Origin of the sequence: Burkholderia sp. Bmkn7, from assembly GCF_041103175.1 — a bacterium.
GTDB classification, from domain to species: domain Bacteria; phylum Pseudomonadota; class Gammaproteobacteria; order Burkholderiales; family Burkholderiaceae; genus Burkholderia; species Burkholderia cepacia.
Window position 1 is genome coordinate 2,217,658 of sequence record NZ_JBGCUH010000003.1, and the last position, 15,877, is coordinate 2,233,534.

Here is a 15,877-nt window from a genome sequence, read left to right on the forward strand (position 1 = left end):
GGAATGGAACCGGTTCCATCTGCTTGAGACGGATGGTGCGCTTCGCCTCGAACCCACGCCATAGAGGAAATCCCTAAGTTGGGGCATCGCGCGGACGCACGTTCCGACGGCACGCATCACGCATGCCCGGGCCGGCTTCGGCCGTTCAGGCGAGGTTCAGGCGATATCGTGCGCGAGGCTCATGTCGAGGAATTGTGCGGCGACCCGCGACGGCGCACCGCCGTGCGGCACGAGGATGGAGAAGTGACGCGTGAGCGGCGCGGGCGCGAGCGAGCGCAGGACGAGCGCGGCATCGTCGTGACGCAGCGACATCGCGGACACGAACCCGACGCCCATCCCGGCACGCACGGCTTCCTTCACGGCCTCGACACCCGCGATCTCGAATGCGACCCGCATCGGCGCCGCGCCTTGCGCGAACGCGCGCTCGACGAGTTGCCGCACGGCGGAGCCCGCCTCGCGCAGGACGAGCGGATGGGCCGCCAGCGCGTCGAGCGTGACGCCCGGCGCGTATTCGGGCGCGGCCAGCGGATGCCCGGTCGGCACGATCGCGACGATCTCGTCCTCGCGCCACGCGTGCACCGCGGTGCCCGGCGGCAGCGCCTCGCCGGGCGGCCCTTCGATCATCGCGATGTCGAGCGACGGCAGCGCCGCGACCACGTCGGCCGTATTGCCGCTCATCGTGTGGATCGCCACGCGCGGGGCGCGCGGCTGGAACGCCGCGATCAGGTAAGGCAACAGGTAGCTCGCGGGTGTCGTGCTCGCGCCGATGCGCAGCGTGCCGGCTTCCAGGCCGCGCACCGCGTCGCGAAACGCGCGCGCCTGCGCGAATGTGTCGCGTTGCGCCTTCGCGTACTGCGCGAGCTGTTCGCCGACCGGCGTCAGGCGGATGCCGCGCCCTTCGCGCTGGTACAGCGGCTCGCCGAATTCGTCCTGCAGCAGCCGCAACTGGCCCGACACGGCCGGCTGCGACAGATGCAGCGCCACGGCGGCGTGGCTGATGTTCAGGTGTTCGGCGACGGCGGCGAACGTTATCAGTTGATCCGGGGTCATGGGGATAAATTATCGGCTTTCCGGATAGTTTACGTCACAAATCACAATTTTTCATATCGATATAACGAAATTAGGATTACACCATCGCAACACGCTCCATCACGGTGCTTCCATGTCCACTGCCCCGACTCCCCATCTCAACCATGCCGCGCCGTCGATGCGCGGCCAGTTGAACGGCGTGCTGTTCGTCGCGCTGTTCGCCGCCGCCGTCACGAGCCTGTCCCAGCTTCCCGCGATCGCGGGGCTCGGCCTGTCGCCGCTGATCGTCGGCATCGTCGCCGGTGCGCTGTACGGCAACGCGCTGCGCGACGGCATGCCGGCCAGCTGGGCGGCCGGCGTCAATTTCTCCGCGCGCAAGCTGCTGCGCATCGCGGTCGCGTTCTTCGGGTTGCGCGTGAGCCTGCAGGAAATCGCGCAGGTCGGGCTGCCGGGCCTGACGGTGTCGGTCCTCGTCGTCGTCAGCACGCTCGCGATCGGCACTTGGGCGGGCATGAAGCTGATGAAGCTCGACCGCGATTCCGCGCTGCTGACCGCCGCCGGCAGCGCGATCTGCGGCGCGGCCGCCGTGCTCGCGTTCGAGTCGACGCTGCAGTCGAAGCCGCACCAGAGCGCGATGGCCGTGGGCAGCGTCGTGCTGTTCGGCACGCTGTCGATGTTCCTGTACCCGATCGCCTATCACGCCGGTCTGCTGAACCTCGACCCGGCCGGCCTGGGCCTGTTCTTCGGCGGCACGATCCACGAGGTCGCGCAGGTGGTCGGCGCGGCGAGCGACATCAGCCCGCAGGTCGCGCACATCGCGACGATCGTCAAGATGACGCGCGTGATGCTGCTGGTGCCGGTGCTGCTGGTGCTCGGCTGGTGGCTCGCCCGCTCGGCCCGCGCAACGGCCGGCGGCGCGCAAGGCAAGCGCAAGGTGGCGGTACCCTGGTTCGCGCTCGGTTTCCTCGGCTTCGTGATCGTCAATTCGCTGAACGTGCTGCCGACGGACGTCACGCACACGCTGAACGTGCTCGACACCTTCGCGCTGACGATGGCCATGACCGCGCTCGGCATCGAAACCCGCGTCGCGCAGATCCGCGCCGCCGGCCCGCGCGCGCTGATGACCGGCCTGATCCTGTACGTGTGGCTGATCGCCGGCGGCTACGGGATCACGTGGGCCGTGCAGCACTGGCTTGGCTGAGTTGCCCGCCCGTGACACGTCGCGCGCCGCGCCCGACGGGATGGTCCCGCGGGCGCGGCGCAGTGCTATGCTTCGCGTCGTTTTCCTTCGCCCTCTTTCAGCCGTGCTCTCGTTCCTGCTGAAGCTGCGCACTCGCGCCCAAAAGCTGTTCCGCCTGTCGGACGCCCACACGATGCTGATCTGGTCGGCCATCGTCGGCGTCGGCGGCGCCTTTGCCACGATGGCGTTCCGCGAAGGCATCGACCTGATGCAGCACCTGATCTCCGGGCAAAGCGGCAGCTTCGTGCAGATGGCGAAACGCCTGCCGTGGTACGTGCGGTTCTGGATGCCGGCCGCGGGCGGCTTCCTCGCTGGCTGCGTGCTGCTGCTCGCGACGCGCGGCGACAGGAAGGCGGGCAATACCGACTACATGGAATCGGTCGCGCTCGGCAACGGCGTCGTGCCGGTACGGCAGAGCCTGTGGCGCAGCGTGTCGTCGCTGCTGACGATCGGCACCGGCGGCTCGATCGGCCGCGAAGGCCCGATGGTGCAGCTCGCGGCGCTCGCCGCGTCGCTCGTCGGCCGCTTCGTGCATTTCGACCCGCCGCGCCTGCGCCTGCTGGTCGCCTGCGGGGCGGCCGCCGGCATCACGTCCGCCTACAACGCGCCGATCGCCGGCGCGTTCTTCGTGTCGGAAATCGTGCTCGGCACGATCGCGATGGAGAGCTTCGGGCCGATGGTCGTCGCATCGGTCGTCGCGAACATCGTGATGCGCGAATTCGCCGGCTACAAGCCGCCGTACGAGATGCCGGTGTTTCCGGCCGTCACCGGCCCCGAGGTGCTGCTGTTCGTCGTGCTCGGCGCGCTGTGCGGCGTGCTCGCGCCGCAGTTCCTGCACCTGCTCGACGCGTCGAAGAACCAGTTCAAGCGGCTGCCGGTGCCGCTGCCGGTGCGGCTCGCGCTCGGCGGCCTCGTCGTCGGCGTGATCTCGGTGTGGACGCCGGACGTATGGGGCAACGGCTATAGCGTCGTCAACCAGATCCTGCATTCGCCATGGACCTGGCAGGCGCTGGTCGCGGTGCTCGTGTTCAAGGTCATCGCAACCTCGGCCACGGTCGGCTCGGGTGCGATCGGCGGCGTGTTCACGCCGACGCTGTTCGTCGGCGCGGTGTTCGGTTCGCTGTTCGGGCTCGCGATGGAAGCGCTGTGGCCCGGCCATACGTCGGCGTACTTCGCGTACGCGATCGTCGGGATGGGTGCGTTCATGGCGGGCGCCACGCAGGCGCCGCTGATGGCGATCCTGATGATCTTCGAGATGACGCTGAGTTATCAGGTCGTGTTGCCGCTGCTGGTGTCGTGCGTATTCGCGTATTTCGTCGCGCGCGCGACCGGCACGACATCGATGTACGAGATCACGCAGCACCATTACCAGGACGCGCAGGAGAAGTTGCGGCTGCGCACCACGCAGATGCGCGAGCTGATCCAGCCCGCGCAGACGGTCGTGCCGCTCACGGCGAGCGTCGCCGACATGACGCGCGTGTTTCTCGAATATCCGGTGAAGTACCTGTACGTCACCGATGATGCCGGGCGCTTTCGCGGCGCGGTCGCGCTGAAGGACATCACGTCGGACCTGCTCGACAAGCGCGACACGACCGACAAGACGGCCGCGCATTACGCGCACACGCCGTTTCCGCTCCTGACGCCCGACATGCCGCTCGCCACCGCGCTCGAACGCTTCATGGCGTTCCAGGGCGAACGCCTGCCGGTGATCGAAAGCGAAGCCGAGCCGACGCTCGCCGGGGTGGTCTACAAGACGTCGCTGCTCGACGCGTACCGGCGGATGACCGGCGAGCGCTGATTCGCACGACACGATGAGGCGCGGCGCATGCCGCATGCTTCATCGCCCCCCGCCTTTGCCGCGCATCGCACGCGGCACGACGAATCCGCTGCCGCGTCAGTCGGGCGCGCGCCCGAGCACGACACGCGCGAAGAACCCCGCGAGCACCGACTCGGCCACGTCGGCCGGCACGTGTTGCGGATCGGCCGCGTAATACGACTGCACGCCGTCGCACAGGCACATCAGCCCGAACGCGAGCGTCTCCGCCGGCAACAGCAGCGGCGTGCCGGAGCGCTCGGAGAAGCGCCGGATGAATTCGGCCATCTGCACGCGCTTGGCGTGCAGGAACTGGTTGAAGCGCACGCGGAACTTCGCGTCACGCGCGGCCTGCAGCTTCGCCTCGCCCCACAGCAACGAGAATTCGTCGTCGGCGAACAGCGTGCGGTAATGCGCGAGCGTCATCGATTCCATCTGTTCGCGCGACCCGCCCTCGTCGAAGATCGCCTGGAAATCGGCCTGCACCAGCGCATGGTTGCGCTCCAGCAACTCCAGCAGGAGTTCCGACTTGCTGCGGAAATTCGAGTAGAACGCGCCGCGCGTATAGCCGGCCGCGGCCGCGATGTCCTCGACGCTCGCGGCCACAAAGCCTTTCTTCAGAAAAATGCGATGCGCGGCATTCAGCAGACGTTCGCGCGTCTGATCCCTGCTCTGCTCGCGGGTTAAGCGCTGTGGTTTCATGGCGCGCAGTCTAGCATCGATTCCCTTTCAAATTCATCTTTGCACTCAGATACAGGTGTGTATTAGAATTCGCCACAGTTTCTGAAAATGCTGTCCGCGCCTCTGTCGGCGCCGCTCGGGGCAAGCGCAGGCCGCGCTTGCCGCCTTCGTTCCGCTCTCGCTCTCACCTCACTTGGGGGTTTCGTGAATCGCTCCGGTTCCCGCGCCGTGCTGCTGGTCGGCACCGCGCTCGTCCTCGCCGCCTGTCATCCAAAAGAATCCGCGCCGCCCGCCCCGCGCCCCGTCGTCGCACTGCCCGCGCATGCCGACGACGCCGCGGTCGCCCGCACGCTCCCCGGCGAGATCCAGCCGCGTTATGCCACCCCGCTGTCGTTCCGCATCGCCGGCAAGATCATCGAGCGCAAGGTGCGTCTCGGCGATACGGTCAAGGTCGGCCAGGTCGTCGCGCTGCTCGATCCGTCCGACGTCGAGAAGAACGCCGCGAGCGCACAGGCGCAACTCGACGCCGCGACGCACAGCCTCGCGTTCGCGAAGCAGCAGCTCGACCGCGACCGCGCACAGGCGCGCGAAAACCTGATCGCGACCGCCCAGCTCGAACAGACCGAGAACAGCTACACGTCGGCGCTCGCGCAGCGCGACCAGGCGCAGCAGCAGCTCGCGCTCGCCCGGAACCAGCTTCGCTACGCGACGCTCGTCGCCGATCACGCGGGCTACATCACCGCCGAACAGGCCGACACCGGCCAGAACGTGTCGGCCGGCCAGCCCGTCTACCAGCTCGCGTGGTCCGGCGACGTCGACGTCGTCAGCGACGTGCCCGAAGCCGCGCTTGCATCGCTCACGCCCGGCCACGCGGCCAGCGTCACGCTGCCGTCGCTGCCCGGTCGCCAGTTCGCGGCGAAGGTGCGCGAAATCGCGCCGGCCGCCGATCCGCAAAGCCGCACGTATCGCGTGAAGCTCACGCTCGCCGCGCCCGATCCGGCGATCCGGCTCGGCATGACGGCCAGCGTCGCGTTCGACGGCGCACCGGCCTCAGGCGACGCGCCGTCGATCACGCTGCCCGCGACCGCGCTGTTCCATGACGGCGCGCAGCCGGCCGTGTGGGTCGTGCGCACGAAGGACGACACGCTCGAGCTGCGCCGCGTCGACGTCGCGCGCTTCAACGAGCGCACGGTGACGGTGTCGCACGGGCTGCAGCCCGGCGAGCGCGTCGTGTTGCAGGGCGTGCACACGGTCAGCGCGGGCGAGAAGGTACGCGCGATCGCGCCGCTGCATCCGGAGGACTTCGCATCGTGAGCACTCCGCACGAAGAAGGCCGGTTCAACCTGTCTGCATGGGCGCTGCGCCACCAGGCGCTCGTCGTCTACCTGATCGCGCTTGCGACGCTCGCGGGCATCCTCGCGTACACGCGGCTCGCGCAGTCCGAAGACCCGCCGTTCACGTTCCGCGTGATGGTGATCCGCACGTTCTGGCCCGGCGCGACTGCGCGGCAGGTGCAGGAACAGGTGACCGACCGGATCGGCCGCAAGCTGCAGGAAACGCCGGCCATCGACTTCCTGCGCAGCTATTCGCGCCCCGGCGAATCGCTGATCTTCTTCACGATGAAGGATTCGGCGCCCGTAAAGGACGTGCCCGAGACCTGGTACCAGATCCGCAAGAAGGTCGGCGACATCGGCTATACGCTGCCGCCCGGCGTGCAGGGCCCGTTCTTCAACGACGAATTCGGCGACGTCTACACCAACATCTGGACGCTCGAGGGCGACGGCTTCACGCCCGCGCAACTGCACGACTACGCCGATCAGTTGCGCACCGTGCTGCTGCGCGTGCCGGGCGTCGGCAAGGTCGACTATTTCGGCGACCCCGACCAGCGGATCTTCATCGAGGTGAACAACGCGCAGCTCACGCGCCTCGGCATCTCGCCGCAGCAGCTCGGCCAGGCAATCAACGCGCAGAACGACATCTCGTCGGCCGGTGTACTGACGACCGCCGACGATCGCGTGTTCGTGCGGCCGAGCGGCCAGTTCGATAACGTCAATGCAATCGCCGATACGCTGATCCGCATCAACGGCCGCACGTTCCGGCTCGGCGATCTCGCGACCGTGAAGCGCGGCTACGACGACCCGGTCGTCACGCAGATGCGCGCGGCCGGTCCAGGTTCGGCCGGCAAGGCCGTGCTCGGCATCGGCGTGACGATGCAGCCGGGCGGCGACGTGATCCGCCTCGGCAAGGCGCTCGACGCCGAATCGAAGGACCTGCAGGCGCAACTGCCGGCCGGCCTCAAGCTGGTCGAGGTGTCGAGCATGCCGCACGCGGTCGCGCATTCGGTGGACGACTTCCTCGAAGCCGTCGCCGAAGCGGTCGCGATCGTGCTGGTCGTGAGCCTCGTGTCGCTCGGCCTGCGCACCGGGATGGTGGTCGTGATCTCGATTCCGGTCGTGCTCGCGGTCACCGCCCTCTTCATGTACCTGTTCGACATCGGGCTGCACAAGGTGTCGCTCGGCACGCTCGTGCTCGCGCTCGGGCTGCTCGTCGACGACGCGATCATCGCGGTCGAGATGATGGCCGTGAAGCTCGAACAGGGCTACACCCGCGCACGCGCCGCCGCGTTCGCCTATACGAGCACCGCGTTCCCGATGCTGACCGGCACGCTCGTCACCGTGTCGGGCTTCCTGCCGATCGCGCTCGCGAAATCGAGCACCGGCGAATACACGCGCTCGATCTTCGAGGTGTCGGCCATCGCGCTGATCGCGTCGTGGTTCGCGGCCGTCGTGCTGATTCCGCTGCTCGGCTACCACATGCTGCCCGAGCGCAAGCGGCACGCGCACGAGGCGCACCTGCCCGACGATCACGAGCACGACATCTACGACACGCGCTTCTACCGCCGCCTGCGCGGCTGGATCGACTGGTGCATCGAGCGGCGCTTCGTCGTGCTGCTGATCACGGGCGCCCTGTTCGTCGTGGCAATGATGGGCTTTTCGCTCGTGCCGCAGCAGTTCTTCCCGAGTTCCGATCGCCCCGAGCTGCTCGTCGACCTGCGTCTGCCCGAAGGCGCGTCGTTCGCGGCGACGCTGCGCGAGACCGAGCGCCTCGAGAAAGTGATCGACAAGCGCCCCGAGATCGATCATTCGGTGAACTTCGTCGGCAGCGGCGCACCGCGCTTCTACCTGCCGCTCGACCAGCAGCTTCAGTTGCCGAACTTCGCGCAGTTCGTGATCACCGCGAAATCGGTGAAGGATCGCGAGAAGCTCGCGACCTGGCTCGAAACCACGCTGCGCGAGCAGTTCCCGGCCGTGCGCTGGCGGCTGTCGCGGCTCGAGAACGGCCCGCCGGTCGGCTACCCGGTGCAGTTCCGCGTGAGCGGCGACAGCATCGCGACGGTCCGCTCGATCGCCGAGAAGGTCGCGGCGACGATGCGCGGCGACACGCGCACGGTCAACGTGCAGTTCGACTGGGACGAGCCGGCCGAGCGCTCGGTGCGCTTCGAGATCGACCAGAAGAAGGCGCGCGAACTGAACGTCACGTCGCAGGACGTCTCGAGCTTCCTCGCGATGACGCTGTCCGGCACGACCGTCACGCAATACCGCGAACGCGACAAGCTGATCGCGGTCGACCTGCGCGCGCCGAAGGCCGATCGCGTCGACCCCGCGAAGCTCGCCGGCCTCGCGCTGCCGACCCCGAACGGCCCGGTGCCGCTCGGCTCGCTCGGCCGCTTCAAGCCGACGCTCGAATACGGCGTCGTGTGGGAGCGCGACCGCCAGCCGACCATCACCGTGCAGTCGGACGTACGCGCCGGCGCGCAGGGCATCGACGTCACGCATGCGGTCGACGCGAAGCTGAACGCATTGCGCGCGCAGTTGCCGGTCGGCTACCAGATCAACATCGGTGGCTCGGTCGAGGAAAGCGCGAAGGCGCAGAAATCGATCAATGCGCAGATGCCGCTGATGGCGATCGCCGTGTTCACGCTGCTGATGATCCAGCTGCAGAGCTTCTCGCGCGTGCTGATGGTCGTGCTGACCGCGCCGCTCGGGCTGATCGGCGTGGTCGCCACGCTGCTGATGTTCGGCCAGCCGTTCGGCTTCGTCGCGATGCTCGGCGTGATCGCGATGTTCGGGATCATCATGCGCAACTCGGTGATCCTCGTCGACCAGATCGAACAGGACATCGCCGCCGGCCACGGCCGCGTCGACGCGATCATCGGCGCGACCGTGCGGCGGTTCCGCCCGATCACGCTGACGGCCGCGGCCGCCGTGCTCGCGCTGATCCCGCTGTTGCGCTCGAACTTCTTCGGGCCGATGGCGACCGCGCTGATGGGCGGCATCACGAGCGCGACCGTGCTGACGCTGTTCTACCTGCCCGCGCTGTATGCAACGTGGTTCCGCGTGAAGCGCGACGAACGCGACCCGCAGAACGGCCCGCCGCCCGGCGGCAGCACGCCGGCCGCACCGTCGGGAGCCTGACCATGGATCGATCGATGAACCTGAAAACGAAAGCCGTGCGGGCACTCGCCGTCGCGAGCCTCGCCGGCCCGCTCGCGGGCTGCGCCTGGTTCGCGCCGAGCGGCGAGCCGCCCGCGATGCCGTCGCCCGCGCACTACGGCACCACGCCGCAAGTGCAGCAGACCGTGTCCGCGCAAGGCGTCGCGCAGCAGTTCGAGGTCGGCGCGCAGCCGGTGCCCGACTGGTGGAAGCAGTACCGCTCCGATGCGCTGAACGCGCTCGTCGACGAAGGGCTGCGCAACAGCCCGACGCTCAGTGCGGCATCGCACTCGCTCGATGCCGCGCGCGAACAGCTGCGCGGGCAGATCGGCAGCTCGATGCTGCCGTCGATCGATGCGGTCGGACAGGCCACGCGCCAGCGTGCGCTCGGCGTGCCGATCCCCGCGCTCGGCGCGCCGACGCTGCTGTACGACACGTTCGTCGGCCAGTTGCAGGCGAGCTACACGATCGACCTGTTCGGCGCGTCGCGTTTCGCGAACCGCGCGCTGGCGCGACGCGTCGACGTCAGCGCGTTCCAGCTCGAATCCGCGCGGCGCGCGCTGGCCGCGAACATCGTCACCGCGTCGATCACGGTGTCGGTGCTGAATGCGCAGATCAACACGACCGAGCGGCTCGTCGCCCTCGCCAACGACCAGGCACACGATGCCGAACGCCGCTACGCACTCGGTTCCGCCTCGCGCAGCGACGCGCTGAACGCGCGGCAAAGCGCCGACACGTTCGCGGCGAGCCTGCCCGCGCTGCGCCAGCAGCGCGACTCGGCCCGCCATGCGCTCGCGGTGCTGGTCGGCCGCACGCCCGACCGGCCGCCGGCCGATCTCACGCTCGCCGATCTGCACCTACCCGAACAGGTGCCCGTCGTCGTGCCGTCGGACCTGCTGCAAAGCCGCCCGGACATCCAGGCCGCCGACGCGGGGCTGAAGGCGGCCGCGGCCGAAGTCGGCCTCGCGACCGCGCAGATGTTCCCGCAGCTGTCGTTGTCGGCCGCGATGGGCAAAGGCGGCTTCAGCTGGCCGGCGATGCTGTCGGGCGCCGGCGCGATCTGGAACGTCGGCGCGTCGCTGAGCCAGCCGATCTTCCACGGCGGCGCGCTGCTCGCCCAGCGCCGCGCGGCGAAGGCGACTTACGAGGCCGCCGTCGACCAGTACAAGCAGGCCGTGCTCGGTGCGTTCCAGAACGTCGCCGATTCGCTCGCGGCGCTCGAGCACGATGCGGAAGCGCTCGACGCGTCGTCGCGCGCCGCGCTGTCCGCGCGCGGCGCGTACGACGACGCGGCGGCCCGCGTGCGGCTCGGCGCACTGCCGCCGTCGGCCGCGCGCGCCAGCGAGCTGCAGTATCGCAACGCGCGGCTCGACGAGATCCGCGCGACCGGCGCGCGGTTCGCGGATACCGCGCGGCTCTACCAGGCGATGGGCACGCCGCCGGTCGACAAGGGCGGGCCGTCCGGCAAGGCCGGCGACACAGCCGCCGACGGCGCAACCGGCCAGCAAGCGCGCGCCGCCACCGCCGATACTGCCGCCACCGACACGCCGCCTTCGCCGCCTTCACCGCAATAAGCCGGCCCGCCATCGCGTGCGCGCGGAATCCCCGCGCGCACGCCCCCCCATCTTCCGCTTGACCCTCACGTAGCGTAACGTTCGAGACTCCAGTGCGCGTACCGAACGGAGGAACGAATGCGACTGAAAGTGGGAGAACTGGCGAAACGCAGCGGGCTGACCGTCCGCACGCTTCATCACTATCACGCGATCGGTCTGCTGACGCCTTCGGCGCGCGCCGACAACGGCTACCGGCTGTACGACCGCCACGACATCGCCCGGCTCCACCAGATCCAGGCGCTGCGTCGCTTCGGCCTGTCGCTCACCGAAATCGGCGACCACCTGAACCAGCCCGGCACTCCGCTCGTCGATCTCGTCGCGAAGCAGATCGCGCTGCTCGACCGCCAGCTCGCGCAGACCGCGCAGCTGCGCGAGCGCCTCGTGAGCCTGCATGCGCAGCTCGCCGCGGGCACGGAGCCGGAGCTGGCCGATTGGCTCACCACACTGGAGTTGATGACCGTGTACGACAAGTATTTTTCCGAGGAAGAACTCGCGCGCCTGCCGATGTACCAGAAAAGCCAGGCGGGCGACGCCGAATGGATCGCACTCGTCGACGAAGTGCGCGCGCTGCACGACGCGGGCGTACCCGCCGAGGACGAACGCCCCCGTGCGCTCGCCAGTCGCTGGATGACGCTGCTCGTGCGCGACACGAACAACGACCCGCGGCTGCTGGCGAAGCTGAACCTGATGCACGAGCACGAACCGGCGATGCAGTCGAAGATCGGCATTTCGACCGCGCTGCGCGACTATGTGCTGCGTGCGTCGTCCGAAAACAAGATGCGGATCTTCGAGAAGTATCTCGCGCCGGACGAGATCCGCTTCATGCGCGCGCACTACGGCGAACGCGCGATGGAATGGCCGCAACTGATGGGCGACGTGCGCGACGCGATCGATGCGGGTACCCGACCTGCTTCGCCGGAAGGCCGCGCGCTTGCGCAGCGCTGGCTCGAGCTGTTCTGCAGCTACGCCGGCCACGATCCGGCCACGCACGCGAAATTCCGCGCGGCGATGATGAACGAGCCTGCATTGACGCAGGATACGTGGGCCGACGACACGCTGATCGGTTTCGTGCGGGAGGCGATGGCGCAGCTTGCGCCCGCGCGCTGAACGCGTTGAGCGCATGAAAGTGCGGGCGGCACGCGGGTTTCCCGCGTGCCGCCCGTTTCACCATTTGCAGCCCGTGTCGCGCACCGCATCCAGCGCGAGCATCGGCAATGCCAGCAGGCCCGCGCGTGAATATGCCTGACGGCAGTCGGTGCGACGGGCATTCGACACGCCGTCGGCCAGCCTCGCGTCGACGCTGTCACGGCGCGCGACCACGCCGCCGGACGACGCGCCCAAGGCCCCGACCGCCGCCTGCGCCGGACTGCGCGCCGCCGCATGCCGCGAGCCGATCGCGTCCAGGTCGCGGCGCCAGTCGAGATCGGGGCCTGGTGCGGGCTCGGGAAGGGGTTCACGTCGGGTCGCGATTGCACCGGCAGGCGTTTCACCTTGCCGATGCGAAACGCCCTCCGTATTCGAAGACGCCTGCGTCGTCGTGCGCGACACCGCAACCGCGGCGGATCGTTTCGTCGATGACACGGCGCCCTGGGCACCGCGCCCGCTCGCGGCGGGCCCGGTTCGCCCGGCGTCAGGCACGCCCGCCACGGGCACCGGCCGCGCGGGAATCAGCTCGACGCGCAGCGCGAGCCGGGGCCGCGCCCCGGCGTTCGGGCGGGCCACCGTCGACGCCCGCTGCAGCACGAACCATCCGAGCAGGTGAATCGATACGGACGCGACGACAGCCAGCGCGACGATGCGCGGCCGGCGCCGCCCCGCCACGCCGGCAAGCCGCGAGGGCAATGCGTCAGTCCGGCTCGCCGACACCGTCATCGCTGAACGCGAGCAGGTCGCCGGGCTGGCAGTCGAGATAACGGCAGATCGCCTCGAGCGTCGCGAAACGGATGCCCTTGACCTTCCCTTGCTTGAGCAGCGACAGATTCTGTTCGGTGATGCCGACCGCCGCCGCGAGATCCTTCGAGCGGACCTTGCGCGTCGCGAGCATCACATCGAGCTTGACCACGATCGACATGGCGCGCCTCAGACGAACTGCCGATGTTCGGCATCGAGTTCGCTCGCCTGCCGGAGGATATGCGCGATGACCGCGATGCAGGCCGCGGTGAACAGCGCGACCACGTACGGCAGGCTGAAACCGATGCTGACCACGCGATGGCCGACCGGTTCGCGCAGCGTCGCCCACACGCTCAGGAGCGGTTCGCACAGCAGGCTCAGCAACACCCACATCCCGATCGCACGGCCCGTCTTGCCGAGATGGCCGGCCGCTTGCGCGGAGAAATAATCGCGGCGCGCGTAGGTGCGGAACAGCGCACGCAGATGACGCAGGCCGTTCGCGAGCGCGATCAGCGGCACGCTCGACAGCAGGATGCCGACCGCCTTCTGCCACCACGGGAACGCGGCGACATCCACGTGCAGGTTCGAGATCACCGAATCGGTGAGGCCGAATACGAGGCCGGGCCCCGACGCCGCGTTCAGCGACGGGAACGCCCAGCACGCGGCGTTGAGCACCAGCATGCCGACGATGAACCACAGCGTGACGGTGGCCATCTGCTGGCTGATACGGGCGATACGATCGGAATGCATGACGTGTCCTCGACGACGAATGAATGAGCGTCGATTGTACGTCTAAAATTATCGTAAAACGATAATTTATTGTCGTTGCACCATGATTTCTTATTGTTCGACAGGTTCGACTCACCCCCGACAGGCGTGAGTCGCGCGCGCCGTCACGAGCGCCGGGCGCGCGCCTATCGATAGTCGTGCGCGCTGATCGCGTGCCAGCGCTTCGTCATGTAGCGCAGAAACGCGGGTCGGGCTTTCAGGTCCGCATTCGGCACGGGCGCCGCGCCGCCGTCCATGAACTTGCCGTTGACCGTGACGGTTTCCTCGCCGCGCAGCACGTACTTCGTGCCCTGGTCGATCAGGAAGTACTTGACCTGGTCGGCGCTGACGTCGCCGCGGCAGCCGATCCTGTACGCGAACAGAAACTGCTTGCGGCCGTTGCCGAGCAGGTCGCGCATCTCGATCGACGCGGGCACGACGTCGAGAATCACGTCGACCGGGCATGCCTTCACGTAGTCGCGCACGGTCCAGTCGGGCCGGCCGTCGAGCGTCGCGGCGACCTTGAGCTCGAGGTCGTCGCCGGACGCGGTGCGCACGAGCGTCACCGCATGTGCGCCGGCCGCATCGGTCCATGTGTATTCGGTGGCGGCCTGCGCCAGGCTGCACAGCGCAGTGGCGGCCAGAAACAGGCAAGGCGAAAGGAAGTGTCTCTTCATCGGCGAGGTGGAAGCGGGATCGAACGCGCCATTATCGACACAGCCGCGTGCCTCTGCCAGCCGCCCGCCGCCTGCCCGTTCAGCGCTCGCGCGCCCCGAGCCCGAGCGCCTTCATCCGCCGGTACAACGTCCGCTCGCTCATCCCGACCTGCTCGGCGAGCGCCTTGCGTGTGCCGTCAAACGTGCGCGCGATGCGCACGAGCTCCGCGTCCGACATGCCGCGCGCATCGGACGCGCGATCCTGCGGCGCCGCCGATGCGGCGACCAGTTCGGCCGGCAGGTGTTCGACCCGGATCGTCCCGTCGTCCGCGAACAGGCATGCGCGTTCGAGCACGTTGCGCAGCTCGCGGATATTGCCCGGCCACGCATAGGCATCGAGACACGCACGCGCGCGTTCGGTCAGGACGAACGGCCGGGCCGCGAACGGCCGGGCGCCCGCCTCGCCCGCGCCGGCACGCGCGTTCACGATTCGCCGCAGGATCGATTCGGACAGCAGCGCGACGTCGCCCTGCCGGTCGCGCAGCGCCGGCAGCGGAATCGGGAACGCGTTGATCCGGTAGTAAAGATCCTGCCGGAACCGGCCGTCGTCGATCATCTCGCGCAGCGGCTTGTGCGTTGCCGCGACCAGCCGGAAATCCGCGCGCAGCGCCTCGACGCCGCCGACGCGCCGGAACGTGCCCGACTCGATCAGGCGCAGCAGCTTCACCTGCATCGGCAGCGGCACGTCGCCGATCTCGTCGAGAAACAGCGTGCCGCCCTGCGCGGTCTCGACGAGGCCCGGCTTGCGCTGGTTCGCGCCCGTGAACGCGCCCTTCTCGTAACCGAACAGTTCGCTCTCGAACAGCGTCTCGGCGATCCCCGAGCAATCGACGACGACGAACGGCCCCATCGCACGATCGCTCGCCTCGTGCAGCGCACGGGCGAACAGTTCCTTGCCGGTGCCCGATTCGCCGAGCAGCAGCACCGGCAGCATCGACGGCGCGACGCGCTGCAGTGCGCCGAGCGCCGCATTGAACGCGTCGGCGCCGCCGACGAGCCCTTCCGCACTCGGCTGCGCGGATGCGCTGCGCACCGTGGTCAGCCGCTCGACGTACGCGATCACGTTGCCGTGCGCATCGAAGATCGGCCGCAATTCGACGTCGACATGCTCGGGGCCGCGCGGCGTGTGATGGATGTGCAGCACGCGGTTCAGCCCGCGCGACTCGAGCGCCTGCTTCATCGGGCAATGCTCGCCGGCCTGGTCGCACGGCACGTCGTAGTGATGCGACACCTGGAAGCAGTGCCGGCCCACGTGCTCGACGCCCGCGACGCCGAACTGGCGCCGGTACGCATCGTTGGCCGCGAGGATGCGGTAATCGGGATCGACGACGATCATCGGCTGCGGATCCTGCTCGAGATACGCGACGAGCGCGCGCACGTCGGGCATGACGTCGGGGCGCGGCGCGGGGACGATCGGGATGGTGTCGTGCGGATTCATGCGGATGCTCGGTGAAGGAGATGCCTGACGAACGGGCGGGCGCACTGCCAGGCGGACTGCCAATTCTGCCACGACACTGCCAGAAGTGGCAGTCCGCAGCGGCAACCGTATGCCGGCGACGCCCGTGCTTCACCGCGCCTGCGCCGAAAACCCGAGTCGAATCAAATCCCTGGCAGATCGGCCGGTGCCGCGACGC

The 15,877-nt window shown here is 68.7% G+C and carries 13 protein-coding genes; 6 read left to right on the forward strand and 7 right to left on the reverse strand.

What is annotated here, in order from left to right; all coding sequences use genetic code 11:
* Window positions 1-156: 156 nt before the first annotated feature.
* On the reverse strand, window positions 157-1,050 hold the full coding sequence (locus AB3K92_RS31855) for a LysR family transcriptional regulator (protein ID WP_021160912.1): 894 nt from the start codon (window positions 1,048-1,050) through the stop codon (window positions 157-159).
* Window positions 1,051-1,162: 112 nt separating this feature from the next.
* Here AB3K92_RS31855 and AB3K92_RS31860 point away from each other — a divergent pair, with 112 nt between their 5' ends.
* Window positions 1,163-2,230, forward strand: coding sequence for a YeiH family protein (locus tag AB3K92_RS31860; protein WP_048022797.1), 1,068 nt, complete (start codon window positions 1,163-1,165; stop codon window positions 2,228-2,230).
* 103 nt (window positions 2,231-2,333) lie between these two features.
* Complete coding sequence (locus AB3K92_RS31865; RefSeq protein ID WP_196481673.1) at window positions 2,334-4,067, forward strand: ClcB-like voltage-gated chloride channel protein; 1,734 nt, start codon at window positions 2,334-2,336, stop codon at window positions 4,065-4,067.
* 96 nt (window positions 4,068-4,163) lie between these two features.
* Here AB3K92_RS31865 and AB3K92_RS31870 read toward each other — a convergent pair whose 3' ends face one another.
* On the reverse strand, window positions 4,164-4,784 hold the full coding sequence (locus tag AB3K92_RS31870) for a TetR/AcrR family transcriptional regulator (protein WP_021160908.1): 621 nt from the start codon (window positions 4,782-4,784) through the stop codon (window positions 4,164-4,166).
* 183 nt (window positions 4,785-4,967) lie between these two features.
* Here AB3K92_RS31870 and AB3K92_RS31875 point away from each other — a divergent pair, with 183 nt between their 5' ends.
* The 4 genes from AB3K92_RS31875 to AB3K92_RS31890 all read left to right on the forward strand — a co-directional run bounded on the left by AB3K92_RS31875 (window position 4,968) and on the right by AB3K92_RS31890 (window position 11,976).
* Complete coding sequence (locus AB3K92_RS31875; RefSeq protein ID WP_042975870.1) at window positions 4,968-6,077, forward strand: efflux RND transporter periplasmic adaptor subunit; 1,110 nt, start codon at window positions 4,968-4,970, stop codon at window positions 6,075-6,077.
* On the forward strand, window positions 6,074-9,238 hold the full coding sequence (locus AB3K92_RS31880; RefSeq protein ID WP_369466561.1) for an efflux RND transporter permease subunit: 3,165 nt from the start codon (window positions 6,074-6,076) through the stop codon (window positions 9,236-9,238). The genes AB3K92_RS31875 and AB3K92_RS31880 overlap by 4 nt, the downstream gene beginning before the upstream one ends.
* 2 nt (window positions 9,239-9,240) lie before the next feature.
* Window positions 9,241-10,830, forward strand: a complete 1,590-nt coding sequence (locus AB3K92_RS31885; protein ID WP_059816978.1) for an efflux transporter outer membrane subunit — start codon at window positions 9,241-9,243, stop codon at window positions 10,828-10,830.
* Window positions 10,831-10,947: 117 nt separating this feature from the next.
* Window positions 10,948-11,976, forward strand: a complete 1,029-nt coding sequence (locus tag AB3K92_RS31890) for a MerR family transcriptional regulator (protein ID WP_059488413.1) — start codon at window positions 10,948-10,950, stop codon at window positions 11,974-11,976.
* A 57-nt stretch (window positions 11,977-12,033) separates the two neighbouring features.
* Here the strand turns inward: AB3K92_RS31890 and AB3K92_RS31895 are convergent, their stop codons facing one another.
* The 5 genes from AB3K92_RS31895 to AB3K92_RS31915 all read right to left on the reverse strand — a co-directional run bounded on the left by AB3K92_RS31895 (window position 12,034) and on the right by AB3K92_RS31915 (window position 15,681).
* On the reverse strand, window positions 12,034-12,741 hold the full coding sequence (locus AB3K92_RS31895; protein WP_369466562.1) for a hypothetical protein: 708 nt from the start codon (window positions 12,739-12,741) through the stop codon (window positions 12,034-12,036).
* Entirely contained in the window at window positions 12,716-12,940 is a 225-nt protein-coding gene (locus AB3K92_RS31900) for a helix-turn-helix transcriptional regulator (protein ID WP_027787308.1), read from the reverse strand. The genes AB3K92_RS31895 and AB3K92_RS31900 overlap by 26 nt, the downstream gene beginning before the upstream one ends.
* A gap of 8 nt (window positions 12,941-12,948) precedes the next feature.
* Window positions 12,949-13,509 carry a DUF2975 domain-containing protein gene (locus AB3K92_RS31905; protein WP_048022805.1) on the reverse strand — a complete coding sequence of 187 codons (561 nt, stop codon included), beginning with the start codon at window positions 13,507-13,509 and terminating at the stop codon, window positions 12,949-12,951.
* Window positions 13,510-13,673: 164 nt separating this feature from the next.
* Window positions 13,674-14,204 carry a M949_RS01915 family surface polysaccharide biosynthesis protein gene (locus AB3K92_RS31910; protein ID WP_060128506.1) on the reverse strand — a complete coding sequence of 177 codons (531 nt, stop codon included), beginning with the start codon at window positions 14,202-14,204 and terminating at the stop codon, window positions 13,674-13,676.
* A gap of 79 nt (window positions 14,205-14,283) precedes the next feature.
* A complete protein-coding gene (locus AB3K92_RS31915; RefSeq protein WP_369466563.1) occupies window positions 14,284-15,681 on the reverse strand; it encodes a sigma-54 interaction domain-containing protein in 1,398 nt (465 codons plus the stop codon).
* Between the last annotated feature and the right edge of the window lie 196 nt (window positions 15,682-15,877).

Coding starts and splice junctions, on each gene's coding strand:
- AB3K92_RS31855 (WP_021160912.1), bottom strand. CDS start 1,050: ATGACCCCGGATCAACTGATAACGTTCGCCGCCGTCGCCGAACACCTG.
- AB3K92_RS31885 (WP_059816978.1), top strand. CDS start 9,241: ATGGATCGATCGATGAACCTGAAAACGAAAGCCGTGCGGGCACTCGCC.
- AB3K92_RS31870 (WP_021160908.1), bottom strand. CDS start 4,784: ATGAAACCACAGCGCTTAACCCGCGAGCAGAGCAGGGATCAGACGCGC.
- AB3K92_RS31890 (WP_059488413.1), top strand. CDS start 10,948: ATGCGACTGAAAGTGGGAGAACTGGCGAAACGCAGCGGGCTGACCGTC.
- AB3K92_RS31895 (WP_369466562.1), bottom strand. CDS start 12,741: ATGACGGTGTCGGCGAGCCGGACTGACGCATTGCCCTCGCGGCTTGCC.
- AB3K92_RS31905 (WP_048022805.1), bottom strand. CDS start 13,509: ATGCATTCCGATCGTATCGCCCGTATCAGCCAGCAGATGGCCACCGTC.
- AB3K92_RS31900 (WP_027787308.1), bottom strand. CDS start 12,940: ATGTCGATCGTGGTCAAGCTCGATGTGATGCTCGCGACGCGCAAGGTC.
- AB3K92_RS31915 (WP_369466563.1), bottom strand. CDS start 15,681: ATGAATCCGCACGACACCATCCCGATCGTCCCCGCGCCGCGCCCCGAC.
- AB3K92_RS31910 (WP_060128506.1), bottom strand. CDS start 14,204: ATGAAGAGACACTTCCTTTCGCCTTGCCTGTTTCTGGCCGCCACTGCG.
- AB3K92_RS31860 (WP_048022797.1), top strand. CDS start 1,163: ATGTCCACTGCCCCGACTCCCCATCTCAACCATGCCGCGCCGTCGATG.